Annotated in this window: 15 protein-coding genes; all 15 read left to right on the top strand. The window is 60.6% G+C overall.

The annotated features are described in order from the left end of the window. On the top strand, nt 1-1239 hold a 1239-nt coding region (gene bamA / locus KGA89_RS00955; RefSeq protein ID WP_223470241.1), incomplete at its 5' end, for an outer membrane protein assembly factor BamA. 45 nt (nt 1240-1284) lie between these two features. Then, nucleotides 1285-1788, top strand: coding sequence for an OmpH family outer membrane protein (locus KGA89_RS00950; RefSeq protein ID WP_003184901.1), 504 nt, complete (start codon nt 1285-1287; stop codon nt 1786-1788). A gap of 3 nt (nt 1789-1791) precedes the next feature. Continuing rightward, entirely contained in the window at nt 1792-2847 is a 1056-nt protein-coding gene (gene lpxD, locus KGA89_RS00945; RefSeq protein ID WP_057451692.1) for a UDP-3-O-(3-hydroxymyristoyl)glucosamine N-acyltransferase, read from the top strand. Nucleotides 2848-2952: 105 nt separating this feature from the next. Then, complete coding sequence (fabZ, locus tag KGA89_RS00940) at nt 2953-3393, top strand: 3-hydroxyacyl-ACP dehydratase FabZ (protein WP_003184897.1); 441 nt, start codon at nt 2953-2955, stop codon at nt 3391-3393. Beyond that, the gene (gene lpxA / locus KGA89_RS00935; RefSeq protein WP_003198252.1) at nt 3390-4166 is read left to right on the top strand and encodes an acyl-ACP--UDP-N-acetylglucosamine O-acyltransferase; all 777 of its coding nucleotides are present in this window, start codon (nt 3390-3392) and stop codon (nt 4164-4166) included. Before fabZ ends, lpxA begins: the two co-directional genes overlap by 4 nt. Nucleotides 4167-4168: 2 nt before the next feature. After that, nucleotides 4169-5299, top strand: a complete 1131-nt coding sequence (lpxB, locus tag KGA89_RS00930) for a lipid-A-disaccharide synthase (protein ID WP_013692384.1) — start codon at nt 4169-4171, stop codon at nt 5297-5299. After that, nucleotides 5296-5955, top strand: coding sequence for a ribonuclease HII (gene rnhB / locus KGA89_RS00925; RefSeq protein ID WP_028237208.1), 660 nt, complete (start codon nt 5296-5298; stop codon nt 5953-5955). Before lpxB ends, rnhB begins: the two co-directional genes overlap by 4 nt. A 140-nt stretch (nt 5956-6095) precedes the next feature. Beyond that, entirely contained in the window at nt 6096-9617 is a 3522-nt protein-coding gene (gene dnaE / locus KGA89_RS00920; RefSeq protein ID WP_223470239.1) for a DNA polymerase III subunit alpha, read from the top strand. Nucleotides 9618-9766: 149 nt separating this feature from the next. Then, the gene (locus tag KGA89_RS00915) at nt 9767-10714 is read left to right on the top strand and encodes an acetyl-CoA carboxylase carboxyltransferase subunit alpha (RefSeq protein ID WP_003198261.1); all 948 of its coding nucleotides are present in this window, start codon (nt 9767-9769) and stop codon (nt 10712-10714) included. Between the two features lie 133 nt (nt 10715-10847). Further along, nucleotides 10848-12176 (top strand): tRNA lysidine(34) synthetase TilS, encoded by a 1329-nt coding sequence (gene tilS, locus KGA89_RS00910; protein WP_223470237.1) that lies wholly within the window; start codon nt 10848-10850, stop codon nt 12174-12176. Nucleotides 12177-12450: 274 nt separating this feature from the next. Next, entirely contained in the window at nt 12451-14082 is a 1632-nt protein-coding gene (locus KGA89_RS00905; RefSeq protein ID WP_003198266.1) for a CTP synthase, read from the top strand. A gap of 4 nt (nt 14083-14086) precedes the next feature. Next, entirely contained in the window at nt 14087-14932 is an 846-nt protein-coding gene (kdsA, locus tag KGA89_RS00900) for a 3-deoxy-8-phosphooctulonate synthase (RefSeq protein ID WP_223470235.1), read from the top strand. Between the two features lie 162 nt (nt 14933-15094). After that, nucleotides 15095-16384, top strand: coding sequence for a phosphopyruvate hydratase (gene eno / locus KGA89_RS00895; protein ID WP_028237207.1), 1290 nt, complete (start codon nt 15095-15097; stop codon nt 16382-16384). 171 nt (nt 16385-16555) lie between these two features. After that, nucleotides 16556-16834 (top strand): cell division protein FtsB, encoded by a 279-nt coding sequence (ftsB, locus tag KGA89_RS00890; protein WP_003184873.1) that lies wholly within the window; start codon nt 16556-16558, stop codon nt 16832-16834. Beyond that, nucleotides 16831-17538: a 2-C-methyl-D-erythritol 4-phosphate cytidylyltransferase gene (ispD, locus tag KGA89_RS00885; RefSeq protein ID WP_003198271.1), complete on the top strand. Its 708-nt coding sequence runs from the start codon at nt 16831-16833 to the stop codon at nt 17536-17538. The genes ftsB and ispD overlap by 4 nt, the downstream gene beginning before the upstream one ends. The last annotated feature ends 59 nt before the right edge of the window (nt 17539-17597 follow it).

The raw sequence follows: 17597 nt of genomic DNA, 5'->3' as shown, positions 1-17597 counted from the left end.
TCCAAGACCCGCCTGGAGCGCCTGGGCTTCTTCAAGGAAGTCAACGTCGAGACCCCGGCCGTACCGGGCGTCGATGACCAGGTCGATGTGAACTACAGCGTCGAAGAGCAGGCTTCCGGCTCGATCACCGCCAGCGTCGGTTTTGCCCAGAGTGCCGGCTTGATCCTCGGTGGCTCGATCACCCAGAACAACTTCCTGGGTACCGGTAACAAGGTCAGCATCGGCTTGACCCGCAGTGAGTACCAGACCCGCTACAACTTCGGTTACGTGGACCCCTACTGGACTGCAGATGGTGTGAGCCTGGGCTACAACGCCTTCTACCGCACCACCGACTATGACGAGCTCGATTCTGATATCTCCAGCTATGCGGTGGACAGCTACGGTGTCGGCGCCAACGTGGGTTATCCGATCAGCGAGACTTCGCGCCTGACGTTCGGTCTGACTGCCCAGCAGGACAAGATCAATACGGGCCTCTACACCGTTGATGAAATCTTCGACTTCGTGAACAGGGAAGGCGATAGCTACCTGAACTTCAAGGCGTCTGCCGGCTGGTCCGAGTCGACCCTGAACAAAGGCGTATTGGCGACCCGTGGGCATTCCCAGAGCCTGGTGCTTGAAACTACGACCCCTGGCAGTGACTTGTCGTTCTTCAAACTCGACTATCGTGGCCAACTGTTCCAGCCGTTGACCGACAACTACACCATGCGTCTGCATACCGAGCTGGGCTATGGTGACGGCTACGGTTCGACCGACGGCCTGCCCTTCTATGAGAACTACTATGCGGGTGGTTTCAACTCGGTCCGTGGCTTCAAGGACAGCACTCTCGGTCCTCGCAGTACGCCAAGTCGTGGTGTAAATAGCACGGGGAACGTTGGTACAGCACTGGACCCGGATCAGGATCCGCTGCCGTTCGGTGGCAACGTACTTATCCAAGGCGGCGTCGAGGTTCTATTTCCGATGCCGTTCGTCAAGGATCAGCGCTCCCTGCGTACATCGGTATTCTGGGATGTGGGTAACGTATTCGACTCCAAGTGCGAGACCACCACTAATACTAACGGCACCAAGTCCGACACGCAGTGCAACGACATCAGCCTGAGCAACATGGCCAGTTCCGTCGGCGTGGGTGTGACCTGGGTCACCGCGCTGGGTCCTTTGAGCTTCGCATTGGCGATGCCGATCAAGAAACCGGATGACGCTGAAACCCAAGTGTTCCAATTCTCCCTCGGCCAGACGTTCTAAGCGTCTGACCCATGACAACGACAATGGATTTTGTAGGAGTACATCGTGCGTAAGTTGACTCAATTGGTTCTCCTGGCGACCGTACTGGTCGCTGGTCCGGCTTTTGCCGACATGAAGATCGCCGTGCTGAATTATCAGATGGCCCTGCTGGAATCCGACGCGGCGAAGAAGTACGCCGTGGATGCCGAGAAGAAATTCGGCCCGCAACTGACCAAGCTCAAGGGCCTGGAAAGCAGCGCCAAGGGCATTCAGGATCGTCTGGTCGCCGGTGGCGACAAGATGGCCCAGGGCGAGCGCGAGCGTCTGGAGCTTGAATTCAAGCAAAAGGCCCGTGACTTCCAGTTCCAGTCCAAGGAGCTGAACGAAGCGAAAGCTGTTGCCGATCGCGAAATGCTCAAGCAACTCAAGCCGAAACTCGACAGCGCCGTGGAAGAAGTCATCAAGAAAGGTGGTTTTGACCTGGTGTTCGAGCGTGGCGCAGTGATCGATGTCAAGCCTCAATACGACATCACGCGCCAGGTGATCGAGCGCATGAATCAGCTGAAGTAATCCATGACCGCGACCATCAAGCTCGGCCAATTGGCCGAGTTCCTCGGCGCCACCCTGCGTGGCGACCCGGAGAAGGCAATTACTGGGCTAGCCACTTTGCAAGAGGCTGGCCCAGCTCAGTTGAGCTTTCTGGCAAATCCTCAATACCGCAAGTACCTGGCCGACAGCCGGGCAGCCGCGTTGTTGCTCAAGGCCGCTGATGCCGATGGGTTTGCCGGCGATGCCCTGATCGTGCCCGATCCGTACCTGGCGTATGCCCGCATTTCCCATCTGTTCGATCCCAAGCCGAAATCGGCTGCCGGTATTCATCCCAGCGCCGTGATCGCGGCAGATGCCGTGGTTGATCCCACGGCCAGCGTCGGCCCATTCGTGGTCGTCGAAAGCGCGGCCCGTATCGGTGCCGGCGTCACGCTGGGTGCCCATTGTGTCATTGGCGCACGCAGCGAGATCGGCGAAGGCGGTTGGCTGGCACCACGGGTCACCCTGTATCACGATGTGCGCATCGGCAAGCGGGTCGTGATTCAGTCTGGCGCAGTACTGGGCGGCGAAGGGTTCGGGTTTGCCAACGAGAAAGGCATCTGGCAGAAAATTGCCCAGATCGGCGGCGTCACCGTTGGTGATGACGTGGAGATTGGCGTCAACACCGCGATCGACCGTGGTGCCCTGGCCGACACGGTCATCGGCAATGGCGTCAAGCTCGACAACCAGATCCAGATCGCCCACAACGTCCAGGTCGGTGACCACACCGCCATGGCCGCCTGCGTGGGCATCTCCGGCAGCACCAAGATCGGCAAGCACTGCATGCTCGCCGGTGGCGTGGGGCTGGTGGGTCATATCGATATCTGTGACAACGTATTCCTGACCGGGATGACCATGGTGACCCACTCGATTACCGAGCCAGGTGCCTACTCTTCCGGTACGGCCATGCAGCCGGCAGCCGAATGGCGCAAGAGCGCGGCGCGTATCCGCCAGCTCGACGACATCGCGCGGCGCCTGAAGCAGGTGGAAAAGCGTGTAGGGGACGTGACCCCTGGCGGTAATGCTTCATCAGATGGCTGATACCATTTCCATATCAAGTGTGCACAGCCGTTAGGGCATCTTGATTTGCTAGCGGAGTGCGCGTCACTCGTGCGCTTCCAATCTTTACATAGGCTTCCCCCCGAAATGATGGACATCAACGAGATTCGCGAATACCTGCCTCACCGTTACCCGTTCCTGCTGGTGGATCGGGTGGTGGACCTGGACGTTGAAGGCAAGCGCATTCGCGCCTACAAGAATGTCAGCATCAACGAGCCGTTCTTCAATGGTCACTTCCCTGCGCATCCAATCATGCCGGGTGTATTGATCATCGAGGCAATGGCTCAGGCTGCCGGGATCCTTGGTTTCAAAATGCTCGACGTAAAACCTGCCGACGGCACGCTCTATTACTTCGTCGGTTCCGACAAGCTGCGTTTCCGCCAGCCAGTCACCCCGGGCGATCAGTTGATCCTCGAAGCCAAGTTCATCAGTTGCAAGCGCCAGATCTGGAAATTCGAATGCCAGGCTTCGGTCGACGGCAAGCCAGTCTGCTCCGCTGAAATCATCTGTGCGGAACGCAAACTATGAGTTTGATTGACCCTCGCGCAATCATCGATCCGACGGCCGTTCTGGCCGCCGATGTCGAGGTCGGCCCGTGGTCGATTGTCGGCGCAGGTGTGGAAATCGGCGAGGGTACGGTGATCGGTCCCCACGTAATTCTCAAGGGACCGACCCGGATTGGTCGGCACAATCGCATCTACCAGTTTTCTTCGGTAGGCGAGGACACGCCCGATCTCAAGTACAAAGGTGAAGAAACCCGTCTGGTCATCGGCGATCACAACGTGATCCGCGAAGGCGTGACGATTCACCGTGGCACCGTTCAGGATCGTTCCGAAACGACCCTGGGCGACCACAACCTGATCATGGCCTACGCGCACATCGGCCATGACAGCGTGATTGGCAACCATTGCATCCTGGTCAACAACACTGCACTGGCCGGTCATGTGCACGTGGACGATTGGGCGATCCTGTCCGGTTTCACCCTGGTGCACCAGTATTGCCATATCGGCGCCCACAGCTTCTCTGGCATGGGCACTGCCATCGGCAAGGATGTCCCGGCCTATGTCACGGTGTTCGGTAACCCGGCCGAAGCCCGCAGCATGAACTTCGAAGGCATGCGCCGTCGTGGCTTCAGCGAAGAGGCGATTACGGCGCTGCGTCGCGCCTACAAGGTCGTGTATCGCCAGGGCCTGACGGTCGAGCAGGCGCTCGCCGAATTGGCCGAGGCTTCGGCGCAACACCCGGAAGTCGCGATTTTCCGTGACTCCATCCAGTCTTCGACCCGCGGCATCACTCGCTGACCATGGCTAATTTGCGTATTGCACTGGTGGCGGGAGAGGCTTCCGGTGACATTCTGGGCGCCGGTCTGATGCGCGCGCTCAAGGTGCAGCATCCCGCTGTCGAATTCATTGGTGTTGGCGGGCCGTTGATGGAGGCCGAAGGCCTGGCGTCCTATTTCCCGATGGAACGCCTGTCGGTGATGGGCCTGGTGGAAGTACTCGGTCGCCTGCGCGAGCTGCTGGCCCGGCGCAAGAAGCTGATCCAGACCCTGATCGACGAAAAACCGGATGTGTTCATCGGCATCGATGCGCCGGATTTCACCCTCAATATCGAACTCAAGTTACGTCAGGCCGGTATCAAGACCGTGCATTACGTCAGCCCGTCGGTCTGGGCCTGGCGGCAGAAGCGGGTGCTCAAGATTCGCGAAGGTTGCGACCTGATGCTGACGCTGCTGCCGTTCGAAGCCCGGTTCTACGAAGAGAAGGGCGTGCCGGTGCGGTTTGTCGGGCACACCCTGGCCGATACCATTCCCCTGGAAGCCGACCGCGACGCGGCCCGCCAGGCGTTGGGCCTGCCCGAGGGGCCACTGGTGGCCTTGATGCCCGGCAGCCGGGGCGGCGAAGTGAGTCGCTTGGGCGGTCTGTTTTTCGACGCCGCCGAACGCCTTCGGGCGCTGCGACCCGGTGTACGTTTTGTCCTGCCGTGTGCCAGTGCGCAGCGTCGCGTCCAGTTGGAAGCGCTGCTGGTCGGCCGCGATTTGCCGGTGACACTGCTCGACGGTCGTTCCCACGAAGCGTTGGCGGCCTGCGATGCCGTGTTGATTGCTTCCGGCACTGCTACCCTTGAGGCGCTGTTGTATAAGCGCCCGATGGTGGTCGCCTATCGCCTGGCCCCGCTGACGTTCTGGATTCTCAAGCGCATGGTCAAGAGCCCCTACGTGTCCTTGCCGAACCTGTTGGCCCAGCGCTTGCTGGTGCCGGAGCTGTTGCAGGACGATGCGACCGCCGAGGCGCTGGCTACCACGCTGTCGCCCTTGATCGATGGCGGCGAGGAACAGACCCGGGGATTTGATGAAATCCATCGTACGTTGCGTCGTGATGCTTCCAACCAGGCGGCGGACGCGGTACTGACCCTGATTGGCGCAAAACCATGAGCAACTCAAAGCTACAGATGGGCCTGGACTTCAACCTGGTCGCCGAAGTGGAAGAACTGGTGGCCGGTGTCGATGAAGTGGGGCGTGGCCCGTTGTGCGGCGCGGTGGTGACGGCGGCGGTGATTCTTGATCCGAAGCGGCCGATCCTTGGCCTCAACGATTCGAAGAAACTCACTGAAGCCCGTCGCGAAAAGCTCTACGACGAGATCTGCGAGAAAGCCTTGAGCTGGTGCATCGCCCGGGCCGAAGTCGAAGAAATCGATGAACTCAATATCCTGCACGCCACCATGCTTGCCATGCAGCGTGCCGTGCAGGGCCTGCACATCACGCCGAAACTGGCGATGATCGATGGCAATCGCTGCCCGAAACTGTCGATGCGCGCCGAAGCGGTGATCCAGGGCGACGGCAAGGTGCCGGCCATCGCGGCGGCCTCGATTCTGGCGAAGGTCAGCCGTGACCGGGAAATGGCCGCTTTCGAATTGATTTACCCGGGCTATGGCATCGGCGGCCACAAGGGTTACCCGACCCCCGTTCATCTAGAAGCCCTGGCGCGCCTTGGGCCTACGCCGATCCATCGGCGTTCGTTCGCCCCGGTGCGGCTGGCTTATGAAGCTCGTGATGGCTTGATCGTGGGTAATCAGGCTACGGTCTCTTGATGCAGGCCTTTGTGGCGAGGGGATAAATCCCCTCGCCACAAAGGCAGTATTTGCCAGGCAGAAGACTCATGGCTGATGTTTTACCCAAGGCCCGGTACAATCCGGGCCTTGTTGTTTTCATGACTTAACGCAGGATCACTATGCCGGCTTCATTCGTTCATCTACGCCTGCACACTGAATACTCCCTGGTCGACGGTCTGGTGCGGATCAAGCCCCTGGTCAAGACCCTGGTGGGCATGAACATGCCTGCCGTGGCGGTCACCGACCAGAACAACATGTGTTCGCTGGTCAAGTTCTACAAGGCCGCCATGGGCGCCGGGATCAAGCCGATCTGTGGTGCCGACCTGTGGCTGTCGAACAAGGATCCGGACGCTCCGCTGAGCCGTATCAGCCTGTTGGTGATGAATGCCCTGGGTTATCGCAACCTCACCGAGCTGATCTCCCGTGGTTTTATCGACGGCCAGCGCAACGGCTCGATCATCATCGAGCGCGAGTGGGTGGCCGAGGCCAGCGAAGGGCTGATCATGCTGTCGGCGGCCAAGGAAGGTGAAATCGGTCTGGCGCTGCTCAGTGGCAACCCCGAGGAAGCCGAGACCCTGGCCCGTGACTGGATGTCGGTGTTCCCGGATCGCTTCTACATCGAAGTGCAGCGCACCAATCGTCCGAATGACGAAGAGCACCTGCACGCCGCCGTGGTCCTGGCCGACAAGATCGGCGCGCCGCTGGTGGCGACCAACGATGTGCGGTTCATCAAGCAGGACGATTTCGAAGCTCACGAAACCCGCGTTTGCATCGGTGAGGGCCGTGCCCTCGATGATCCGCGACGGTCGAAGAACTACAGCAACCAGCAATACCTCAAGAGCGCCGAGGAAATGGCCGAGTTGTTCAGTGACCTGCCCGAGGCGCTGGAAAACACCGTCGAGATCGCCAAGCGCTGCAACATCGACGTGAAGCTGGGCAAACACTTCCTGCCCAACTTCCCGATCCCCGATGGCATGACCATCGACGAGTATTTCCGCAAGGTGTCCTTCGACGGCCTTGAGGAGCGCCTCAGCGTCCTGCTGCCCAAGGACACCACCGAAGATTACGAAGCCAAGCGCCAGGTCTATGTCGACCGGTTGAATTTCGAGCTGGATATCATTATCCAGATGGGCTTTCCCGGCTATTTCCTGATCGTGATGGACTTTATCCAGTGGGCCAAGAACAACGGCGTGCCGGTGGGCCCAGGCCGTGGGTCGGGTGCCGGGTCGCTGGTGGCCTATGTGCAGAAGATCACCGACCTCGACCCGCTGGAATATGACCTGCTGTTCGAACGTTTCCTCAACCCGGAACGGGTATCCATGCCCGACTTCGACGTCGACTTCTGCATGGACGGTCGCGACCGGGTGATCGACTACGTGGCCGAGAAGTATGGCCGCAACGCGGTGAGCCAGATCATCACCTTCGGTTCCATGGCCGCCAAGGCTGTGGTGCGCGACGTGGCGCGGGTGCAGGGCAAGTCCTACGGCTTGGCGGATCGTCTGTCGAAGATGATTCCGTTCGAAGTCGGCATGACCCTGGAAAAAGCCTACGAGCAGGAAGAAATCCTGCGGGACTTCATCAAGGTCGATGAAGAAGCCGCGGAAATCTGGGAGATGGCCCGCAAGCTTGAAGGCGTGGTGCGTAACGTCGGCAAGCACGCCGGCGGCGTGGTGATCGCGCCGACCAAACTGACTGACTTCTCGCCGATCTATTGCGACGAAGAAGGCGACGGCCTGGTGACCCAGTTCGACAAGGATGACGTCGAGGCGGCGGGCCTGGTGAAGTTCGACTTCCTCGGCCTGCGCACCCTGACCATCATCGACTGGGCGCTGAAAACCATCAACCGTGACCGGGCCAAGGTCGGTGAAGAACCGCTGGACATCGCCTTCATCCCGCTGGATGACAAGCCGACCTACAGCCTGTTGCAAAAAGCCGAAACCACGGCGGTGTTCCAGCTTGAATCCCGGGGCATGAAGGAGCTGATCAAAAAGCTCAAGCCCGACTGCCTGGAAGACCTGATCGCACTGGTGGCCCTGTTCCGTCCGGGCCCGCTGCAATCGGGCATGGTGGATGACTTCATCAACCGTAAGCACGGCCGCGCCGAGCTGGCATACCCGCACTCGGACTATCAGTACGAAGGCTTGAAACCGGTGCTCGCACCGACCTACGGCATCATCCTGTATCAGGAACAGGTGATGCAGATTGCCCAGGTCATGGCCGGTTACACCCTCGGCGGCGCGGACATGCTGCGTCGGGCGATGGGTAAGAAAAAACCCGAGGAAATGGCCAAGCAACGCGGCGGTTTCATTGAGGGTTGCGCCACCAACGGCATCGACCCTGACCTGGCCGGTAACATTTTCGACCTGGTGGAAAAGTTCGCCGGCTACGGCTTCAACAAATCCCACTCCGCGGCCTATGGCCTGGTGTCGTACCAGACCGCGTGGCTGAAGGCGCACTACCCGGCGCCGTTCATGGCCGCGGTACTGTCGGCGGATATGCACAACACCGACAAGGTCGTGACCTTGATCGAAGAAGTGCGGACCATGAAGCTGCGCCTCGACGCACCGGACGTGAACGCTTCGGAGTTCAAGTTCACGGTGAACGACGAAGGCCGCATCATTTACGGCCTGGGCGCGATCAAGGGCGTGGGCGAGGGGCCGGTGGAAGCCATTACCGAAGCGCGCCAGGACGGGCCATTCAAGGACCTGTTCGATTTCTGCGCCCGGGTTGACCTCAAGCGCATCAACAAGCGCACCCTCGACGGATTGATCCGCAGTGGTGCCCTGGACCGGCTGGGACCTTACTTCCAGGATGAGCCCAAGGCCTACCAGGCCAACATCGACCGCAACCGCGCGGTGTTGCTGGCGGCGATGGAGGAGGCGATCAAGGCCGCCGAACAGACCGCCCGTACCCATGACAGCGGCCACGCCGACCTGTTTGGCGGGCTGTTCGTCGAAGAAGACGCCGATGTCTATGGCAACCATCGCAAGGCCAAGGAGCTGACCCTCAAGGAACGCCTCAAGGGTGAGAAAGACACCTTGGGCCTGTACCTCACCGGTCACCCGATCGACGAATACGAAGGCGAGATCCGCCGCTTCGCCCGTCAGCGCATCATCGACCTCAAGCCGGCACGCGACACGCAGACCGTCGCCGGCATGATCATCGCCCTGCGGGTGATGAAGAACAAAAAGGGCGACAAGATGGGCTTCATCACCCTCGACGACCGCTCCGGGCGCATCGAGGCCTCATTGTTCGCCGATGCGTTCCACTCGGCGCAGTCGCTGTTGCAGACTGACGCGATGGTGGTGGTGGAAGGCGAGGTCAGCAACGATGACTTTTCCGGTGGCCTGCGCCTGCGGGTCAAGCGGGTGATGAGCATGGAAGATGCCCGTACCAACCTGGCTGAAAGCCTGCGCCTGAAGTTGCAGACCCAGGATCTCAAGGGCGATCAGCTACGCTGGTTGGGCGAATTGTTCAAGCGCCATCGCGGTGCCTGCCCGATCACCATGGAGTATGTACGCCCCGACGCCAAGGCTGTGTTGCAGTTCGGCGAAGGCTGGCGGATCGATCCGGCGGATGCGTTGATTCAAGCCTTGCGTGACCAGTTCGGCAAAGACAACGTCTTCCTCCAATACCGTTGACGGCCAGGGGCCATTCTCGAAACCGAAATACCCCTGATCTCGACCCGAATTTTTAATCTCGACCTGAACGCGCCTCTCCCTTAAGGTAGGCGCGAATAGACAACCGGCCGGCCCAAGCTCTCTTGGACGTCGACCCAAGACGGACGCCTATGAACCCGAATTTTCTAGATTTCGAACAGCCGATCGCCGACCTGCAAGCCAAGATCGAAGAGTTGCGCTTGGTCGGTAATGACAATTCGCTGAATATCGGCGATGAAATCTCTCGTCTGCAGGACAAAAGTCGCACGCTGACCGAAGACATCTTCGGCAAGCTGACCAGCTGGCAGATCGCCCGCCTGGCGCGTCATCCACGTCGTCCCTATACCCTGGACTACATCGACCACATCTTCACCGAGTTCGATGAGCTGCATGGCGACCGCCACTTCTCCGACGACGCCGCGATCGTCGGCGGTGTCGCCCGCCTGGACGACCAGCCGGTGATGGTTATCGGTCATCAGAAAGGCCGTGAAGTGCGCGAGAAGGTACGCCGCAACTTCGGCATGCCGCGTCCGGAAGGCTACCGCAAGGCCTGCCGCCTGATGGAAATGGCCGAGCGCTTCAAGATGCCGATCCTGACCTTCATCGACACGCCGGGCGCCTACCCGGGCATCGACGCCGAAGAGCGCAACCAGAGCGAGGCGATTGCCTGGAACCTGCGCGTCATGGCGCGCCTGAAAACCCCGATCATCGCCACTGTAATTGGCGAAGGTGGTTCCGGCGGTGCACTGGCCATCGGTGTCTGCGACCAGTTGAACATGCTGCAATATTCCACCTATGCGGTGATCTCGCCGGAAGGCTGCGCCTCGATCCTGTGGAAAACCGCCGAGAAGGCGCCGGATGCCGCTGAGGCCATGGGCATTACCGCCGAACGTCTCAAAGGCCTGGGCATCGTCGACAAAGTGATCAACGAGCCAGTCGGCGGCGCTCACCGCGACCCGGCTGCGGCTGCGGCACTGATCCGCGCCGAGCTGAGCTCGCAATTGTCGATGCTCAAGAAGTTCGACAACGAAGCGCTGCTGGCTCGTCGCTACGAGCGGTTGATGAGCTACGGCCTCTGATTCAGCGCTGTACCCCTGTGTGGGAGCGAGCTTGCTCGCGATGACGGGTTAACATTCAACAGATAAGTTGACTGAGATACCGCTATCGCGAGCAAGCTCGCTCCCACATTTGATTTGTGTGAAGGCAGTTGCGATGAATCAGCCCACGATTGATCTGCCAACCCGGCTCCTCAAACACATGCTCCCCTGGCGCAACGCCGCCACCTGGCGCATCGCCTTCTCCGGCGGCCTCGACTCCACCGTCCTGCTGCACCTGCTCGTAACCCTTTCGCAACGCCAACCCTTGCCCGCGCTGAGCGCTATTCATGTGCATCACGGCCTCCAGGCTGTAGCTGAGGCGTGGCCGGACCATTGTCGTTCGGTCTGCGCGGCCCTGGGCGTGCCGCTGGACGTGGTGACTGTGCATGTGCGCCCTGGCGCCAGTGTCGAGCGCGCCGCGCGGGAAGCGCGTTACGCGGCCTTTGTAGCGGCGATCCATAGCAATGAAGTGCTGCTTACCGCCCAGCATCGCGATGATCAGGCCGAAACCCTGCTGTTTCGCCTGCTAAGGGGGGCGGGGGTGAAGGGCTTGGCGGCGATGCCGCCGCAGCGTCCGTTGGGCCAAGGGCATTTGCTGCGGCCCTTGCTCGAGGTGTCCCGTGTGGAGCTGGAAGCCTATGCGAGGCAGCAGGGCTTGAGCTGGATCGAAGATCCCTCCAACGACGATCACCGGCATGCGCGCAATTACCTGCGCCAGCGGGTTTTTCCAGTGTTGGCCGAGCAATGGCCCCAAGCTTCGACGACCCTGGCTCGCAGCGCTGCGCACATGGGTGAAGCCCAAACTTTGCTGGACGATTTGGCGCGGATCGACCTGGCCCAGGCCGCGACTCCGGGCGTGTTCGACTGGCTCGGGCTGCAATCCCTGGCGCTGGCGCCGTTGCGGGCCTTGTCGCCGGCCCGTCAGCGCAACGCTTTGAGCCACTGGCTGGCACGGATGACCCTGCTGCCCGATACCGATCACTGGTCGGGCTGGGACTCGTTGCGCGATGCCGCCGACGATGCCCGACCGATCTGGCGCCTGGCCGGTGGCGAGCTGCACCGGGCCGCCGGGCGGGTCTGGTGGTTATCCGACCACTGGCTATGTTCGCTGCCAGGCACCGTCGACTGGGCTGATCCGGCGGTTGCGCTGCGGCTGCCGGGCAATGGTCGGGTGGTGCTCGACGGCACGCCGCCTGCGGGGCCGCTCAGCGTGCGCTATCGTCAGGGCGGCGAGGTAATGGCGTTACAGGGTCGTGGTCACCGTGACCTCAAGCGTTTGCTCAATGAAAAGGCCGTGCCGGCGTTCGTTCGAGGTCGATTGCCGCTGCTCTATCAGGGCGAGCAATTGCTGGCGGTAGCCAATCTGGCCGGGCTCGATGCACAACCTGATGGCCGTTGGCAATTGATCTGGACGCCAGGAAGCCAAGATCTGGGTTTGAGCTGAAAGGGGCTTTCCGGTAGACTACGCTCCCTTCTTGATACAACTTCTGTGGATTCGCCTGAATTGCAGGAGTTGCCGATTACCAAGCAGTCTTTGCTGGGCGATTCCAAAAAATGTGTAGCGAGCAACGTACCGGTGATTTCACTTCCGGTCTGTCCCAACGCGGCGGTTTTTTTGAAAGGTGCACTGTGATTAATGCAGGTGATCGGGGGCTTCGGCCTTCCTTCGCTTTCCCCGGCGGCTCGGACCGCTTTAACGCAGACTTCTAGGGTTTTTCATGACGCGCTACATATTCGTCACGGGCGGTGTTGTTTCTTCATTGGGGAAAGGCATTGCCTCGGCTTCATTGGCGGCCATCCTGGAGGCGCGGGGACTTAAGGTCACCATGCTCAAGCTGGACCCGTACATCAACGTTGACCCGGGCACCATGAGCCCGTTCCAGCACGGTGAAGTGTTCGTCACCCACGACGGCGCCGAGACCGACCTGGACCTGGGCCACTACGAGCGGTTCATCCGCACGACCATGACCCAGAACAACAACTTCACCACCGGCCGTGTCTACGAACACGTGCTGCGCAAGGAGCGGCGTGGTGACTACCTGGGCGCGACCATCCAGGTCATCCCGCACATCACCGACGAAATCAAGCGCCGCATCATCAAGGGTGCGGGCGATGCCGACGTGGCGATGGTCGAAATCGGCGGCACCGTGGGCGACATCGAGTCCCAGCCGTTCCTCGAGGCCATCCGCCAGTTGCGTTTCGAAATCGGCGCCAAGCGCGCGATGCTGATGCACCTGACACTGGTGCCGTACATCGCCACGGCCGGCGAAACCAAGACCAAGCCCACCCAGCACTCGGTCAAGGAACTGCGTTCCATCGGCCTGCAGCCGGACGTGCTGATCTGCCGCTCCGATCACCCGATCGACATCTCGTCGCGTCGCAAGATCGCCCAGTTCACCAACGTTGAAGAACGCGCGGTCATCGGCCTGGAAGACGCCGACACCATCTACAAGATCCCGGGGATCCTGCACTCCCAGGGCCTGGACGACTTCGTCGTCGAGCGCTTCGGCCTGCAATGCGCCAGCGCCGATCTGTCCGAATGGGAAGCCGTGGTCGATGCCAAGCTCAACCCTGAGCACGAAGTCACCATCGCCATGGTCGGCAAGTACATGGAACTGCTGGACGCCTACAAGTCGCTGATCGAGGCGATGAGTCACGCTGGCATCAGCAACCGTACCAAGGTCAACCTGCGCTACATCGATTCCGAAGACATCGAGAACCAGGGCACCGGCCTGCTCGAAGGCGCCGATGCGATCCTCGTGCCGGGCGGCTTCGGCCTGCGGGGCGTGGAAGGCAAGATCACTGCCGTGCAATACGCTCGCGAAAACAAGGTGCCTTACCTGGGTATCTGCCTGGGCATGCAAGTGGCGGTCATCGAGTTCGCCCGTAACGTGCTGGGCTGGAAAGACGCCAACTCCACCGAGTTCGATCGCGCCAGCGGCCATCCGGTCGTGGGCCTGATCACCGAGTGGGAAGATGCCACTGGTGCGGTGGAAGTGCGTACCGAAAGTTCGGACCTGGGCGGCACCATGCGTCTCGGTGCCCAGGAATGCCTGCTGGAAGCCGGTTCCAAGGTGCACGATTGCTACGCCAAGGATGTGATCGTCGAGCGTCACCGTCATCGCTATGAAGTGAACAACAACCTGCTGCCGCAGTTGATCGAAGCTGGCCTGAAAATCTCCGGTCGTTCCGGTGACGGCGCGCTGGTCGAAGTGGTCGAGGCCCCGGATCACCCATGGTTCGTCGCCTGCCAGTTCCACCCCGAGTTCACCTCGACGCCACGGGACGGTCATCCGCTGTTCAGCGGTTTCGTGAAGGCCGCTTTGGCTCAACACCAGAAAAAGGCATAAGACGATGGCCCAGAAGATCATTCGTGTCGGCGACATCGAGATTGCCAACGACAAGCCCATGGTGCTGTTTGGTGGCATGAACGTGCTGGAAAGCCGCGACATGGCGATGCAGGTCTGCGAGGAGTACGTGAAGGTCACCCAGAAGTTGGGTATCCCTTACGTGTTCAAGGCCAGCTTCGACAAGGCCAACCGTTCGTCCGTGACCTCCTACCGTGGCCCGGGCCAGGAAGAAGGCATGCGGATCTTCCAGGACATCAAGCAAGCCTTTGGCGTGCCGATCATCACCGACGTCCACGAGCCGGCCCAGGCCGCGGTCGTCGCCGAGGTCTGCGACATCATCCAGTTGCCGGCTTTCCTGTCGCGCCAGACCGACCTGGTGGTCGCGATGGCCAAGACCGGCGCGGTGATCAATATCAAGAAAGCCCAGTTCCTCGCGCCCCAGGAAATGAAACACATCCTGAGCAAGTGCGAAGAGGCTGGGAATGACCAGTTGATCCTCTGCGAGCGCGGTTCGAGCTTCGGTTACAACAACCTGGTAGTCGACATGCTCGGCTTCGGCATCATGAAGCAGTTCGAATACCCGGTATTCTTCGACGTGACGCACGCCTTGCAGATGCCGGGCGGTCGTTCCGACTCCGCTGGCGGTCGTCGCGCCCAGGTGACCGACCTGGCCAAGGCTGGCATCAGCCAGTCCCTGGCTGGCCTGTTCCTTGAAGCCCACCCGGATCCGGACAATGCCAAGTGCGACGGCCCTTGTGCCTTGCGCTTGAACAAGCTGGAACCTTTCCTGTCTCAGCTCAAGGCGTTGGACGAGCTGGTCAAGAGTTTTCCGACAATAGAAACCGCGTAACGCGGTTTTCTCCGGTAAAGTACCGCTCGATTATCGCTCTGGCCCGCTGGCCGCACTGCTCTTGTGGGAGCATGGCTTGCCAGCGATGGCGTCCTTGAGGCCCCCATCGCCGGCAAGCCGTGCTCCCACAGCGTTTTCGTCAACTTTGGAGTGTTTACAACAATGGCAAAAATCGTCGACATCAAAGGTCGTGAAGTTCTCGACTCCCGTGGCAACCCCACTGTTGAAGCGGACGTGCTTCTCGACAACGGTATCATCGGCAGCGCCTGCGCGCCGTCCGGTGCTTCCACTGGCTCGCGCGAAGCGCTGGAGCTGCGTGATGGCGACAAGAGCCGTTACCTGGGCAAGGGCGTGCTCAAAGCCGTCGCCAACATCAACGGTCCGATCCGTGACCTGTTGCTGGGCAAGGATCCTGCCGACCAGAAAGCCCTCGATCACGCGATGATCAAGCTCGACGGTACTGAAAACAAAGCCACCCTGGGCGCCAACGCAATCCTCGCCGTGTCCCTGGCCGCTGCCAAGGCCGCTGCCCAGGACCAGGACCTGCCGCTGTACGCCCACATCGCCAACCTCAACGGTACCCCGGGTGTCTACTCGATGCCGGTGCCGATGATGAACATCATCAACGGCGGCGAGCATGCCGATAACAACGTCGACATCCAGGAATTCATGGTGCAGCCGGTTGGCGCCAAGACCTTCTCCGAAGGCCTGCGCATGGGCACCGAGATTTTCCATCACCTCAAGGCTGTGCTCAAAGCCCGTGGCCTGAGCACCGCGGTTGGCGACGAAGGCGGTTTCGCACCGAACCTGGCGTCCAACGAAGACGCGCTGAAAGTGATCTCCGAAGCCGTGGCCAATGCTGGCTACAAGCTGGGCACCGACGTGACCCTGGCCCTGGACTGCGCCGCCAGTGAATTCTACGAAGACGGCAAGTACAACCTGTCCGGCGAAGGCCAGGTGTTCACCGCCGAAGGTTTCGCTGACTACCTCAAGGGCCTGACCGAACGCTATCCGATCATCTCCATCGAAGACGGCCTGGACGAGTCCGACTGGGCTGGCTGGAAAATCCTCACCGACAAGATCGGCGAGAAAACCCAGCTGGTGGGTGACGACCTGTTCGTGACCAACACCAAGATCCTGAAAGAAGGCATCGACAAGAAGATCGCCAACTCGATCCTGATCAAGTTCAACCAGATCGGTACCCTGACCGAAACCCTGGAAGCCATCCAGATGGCCAAGGCGGCCGGCTACACCGCCGTGATCTCCCACCGCTCCGGTGAAACCGAAGACTCGACCATTGCCGACCTGGCCGTGGGCACTGCGGCAGGCCAGATCAAGACCGGTTCGCTGTGCCGATCCGACCGCGTTTCCAAGTACAACCAACTGCTGCGTATCGAAGAGCAATTGAATGGCAAGGCCAAGTACAACGGTCGCGCCGAGTTTCGCGGTTAAGCAGTAAATGGTAAAAAGACAGCGGATTGTGTCGAAAAGGTCGCCCTGGCGGCGGTTTTGCCTCTAATCTGATGCCTTATCAAGCACAAGCCTGGGTTTTCCAGGCTTCGTGCTATCAGACGCTTCAAAGTTTGGCATGGCGGTCTTTTTTCACTGGATACCTGATATTCGATGCGCAGTCCCAATTGGTTGTTTCTTGTCTTGCTCCTGTTGCTGGCCGGCCTGCAGTACCGCCTGTGGGTGGGCAATGGCAGCTTGGCGCAAGTGGCCGACCTGACTCAGCAAATTGCCGACCAACACGCCGAGAACGAGGCGCTGCTTGAGCGTAATCGGGTGATGGACGCCGAAGTGACAGAGCTGAAAAAAGGCATGGAGACCGTTGAAGAACGGGCTCGACATGAACTGGGCATGGTCAAGGAGGGCGAAACCCTCTACCAGTTGGCCCAATGAGTATTCGTTTGCCGGCCTTCTGGGCCGTGATTCCTGCCGCGGGCGTTGGCGCTCGTATGGCCGCGGACCGTCCCAAGCAATACCTGCAGTTGGGCGGACGCACAATTCTTGAACACAGCCTCGGCTGTTTCCTCGACCATCCCACCGTCAAGGGCGTGGTGGTCAGCCTTGCACACGATGATCCTTACTGGCCGACCCTGGCCTGTGCCAACGACACACGCATCCAGCGCGTCGACGGTGGCGAGCAACGTTCGGATTCAGTGCTCAATGCCTTGCTGTACCTGCACGAGCAGGGCGCCGACGATCACGACTGGGTGCTGGTGCACGACGCCGCCCGGCCCAATCTGGCCCGGGATGATCTGGACACACTGCTCAGCGAGTTGGCGACCGATCCAGTCGGCGGCCTGCTGGCCGTCCCGGCGCGCGACACCCTCAAGCGCGTCGACAAACACGGCCGCGTGCTGGAGACCGTTGATCGCAGCGTGATCTGGCAAGCCTACACGCCACAGATGTTCCGCCTCGGCGCCTTGCATCGGGCCTTGGCCGACAGCCTGGTTGCAGATGCGCTGATTACCGACGAAGCGTCCGCCATGGAATGGGCCGGGCAGGCGCCGCGGCTGATCGAAGGGCGGGCCGATAACATCAAGGTCACCCGGCCGGAAGATCTGGAGTGGTTGCGCCAGCGCTGGGCGAATCGGCATTAAACCGGATATGTTTCCTCGTTAGATCTTCATCGTCTGGGCCGGCGCCATCGCGAGCAAGC

It is taken from the genome of Pseudomonas sp. A-RE-22 (genome assembly GCF_019956035.1).
In the GTDB taxonomy this organism is placed as follows: Bacteria; Pseudomonadota; Gammaproteobacteria; order Pseudomonadales; family Pseudomonadaceae; genus Aquipseudomonas; species Aquipseudomonas brassicacearum.
The sequence above is the reverse complement of the archived record's forward strand: the minus strand, read 5'-3'. Positions and strand labels throughout refer to the sequence as shown.

Bases quoted from the DNA above. Each gene is read 5' to 3' on its own strand.
- lpxD (WP_057451692.1), top strand. From the start codon at position 1,792: ATGACCGCGACCATCAAGCTCGGCCAATTGGCCGAGTTCCTCGGCGCC.
- fabZ (WP_003184897.1), top strand. From the start codon at position 2,953: ATGATGGACATCAACGAGATTCGCGAATACCTGCCTCACCGTTACCCG.
- lpxA (WP_003198252.1), top strand. From the start codon at position 3,390: ATGAGTTTGATTGACCCTCGCGCAATCATCGATCCGACGGCCGTTCTG.
- lpxB (WP_013692384.1), top strand. From the start codon at position 4,169: ATGGCTAATTTGCGTATTGCACTGGTGGCGGGAGAGGCTTCCGGTGAC.
- rnhB (WP_028237208.1), top strand. From the start codon at position 5,296: ATGAGCAACTCAAAGCTACAGATGGGCCTGGACTTCAACCTGGTCGCC.
- dnaE (WP_223470239.1), top strand. From the start codon at position 6,096: ATGCCGGCTTCATTCGTTCATCTACGCCTGCACACTGAATACTCCCTG.
- KGA89_RS00915 (WP_003198261.1), top strand. From the start codon at position 9,767: ATGAACCCGAATTTTCTAGATTTCGAACAGCCGATCGCCGACCTGCAA.
- tilS (WP_223470237.1), top strand. From the start codon at position 10,848: ATGAATCAGCCCACGATTGATCTGCCAACCCGGCTCCTCAAACACATG.
- KGA89_RS00905 (WP_003198266.1), top strand. From the start codon at position 12,451: ATGACGCGCTACATATTCGTCACGGGCGGTGTTGTTTCTTCATTGGGG.
- kdsA (WP_223470235.1), top strand. From the start codon at position 14,087: ATGGCCCAGAAGATCATTCGTGTCGGCGACATCGAGATTGCCAACGAC.
- eno (WP_028237207.1), top strand. From the start codon at position 15,095: ATGGCAAAAATCGTCGACATCAAAGGTCGTGAAGTTCTCGACTCCCGT.
- ftsB (WP_003184873.1), top strand. From the start codon at position 16,556: ATGCGCAGTCCCAATTGGTTGTTTCTTGTCTTGCTCCTGTTGCTGGCC.
- ispD (WP_003198271.1), top strand. From the start codon at position 16,831: ATGAGTATTCGTTTGCCGGCCTTCTGGGCCGTGATTCCTGCCGCGGGC.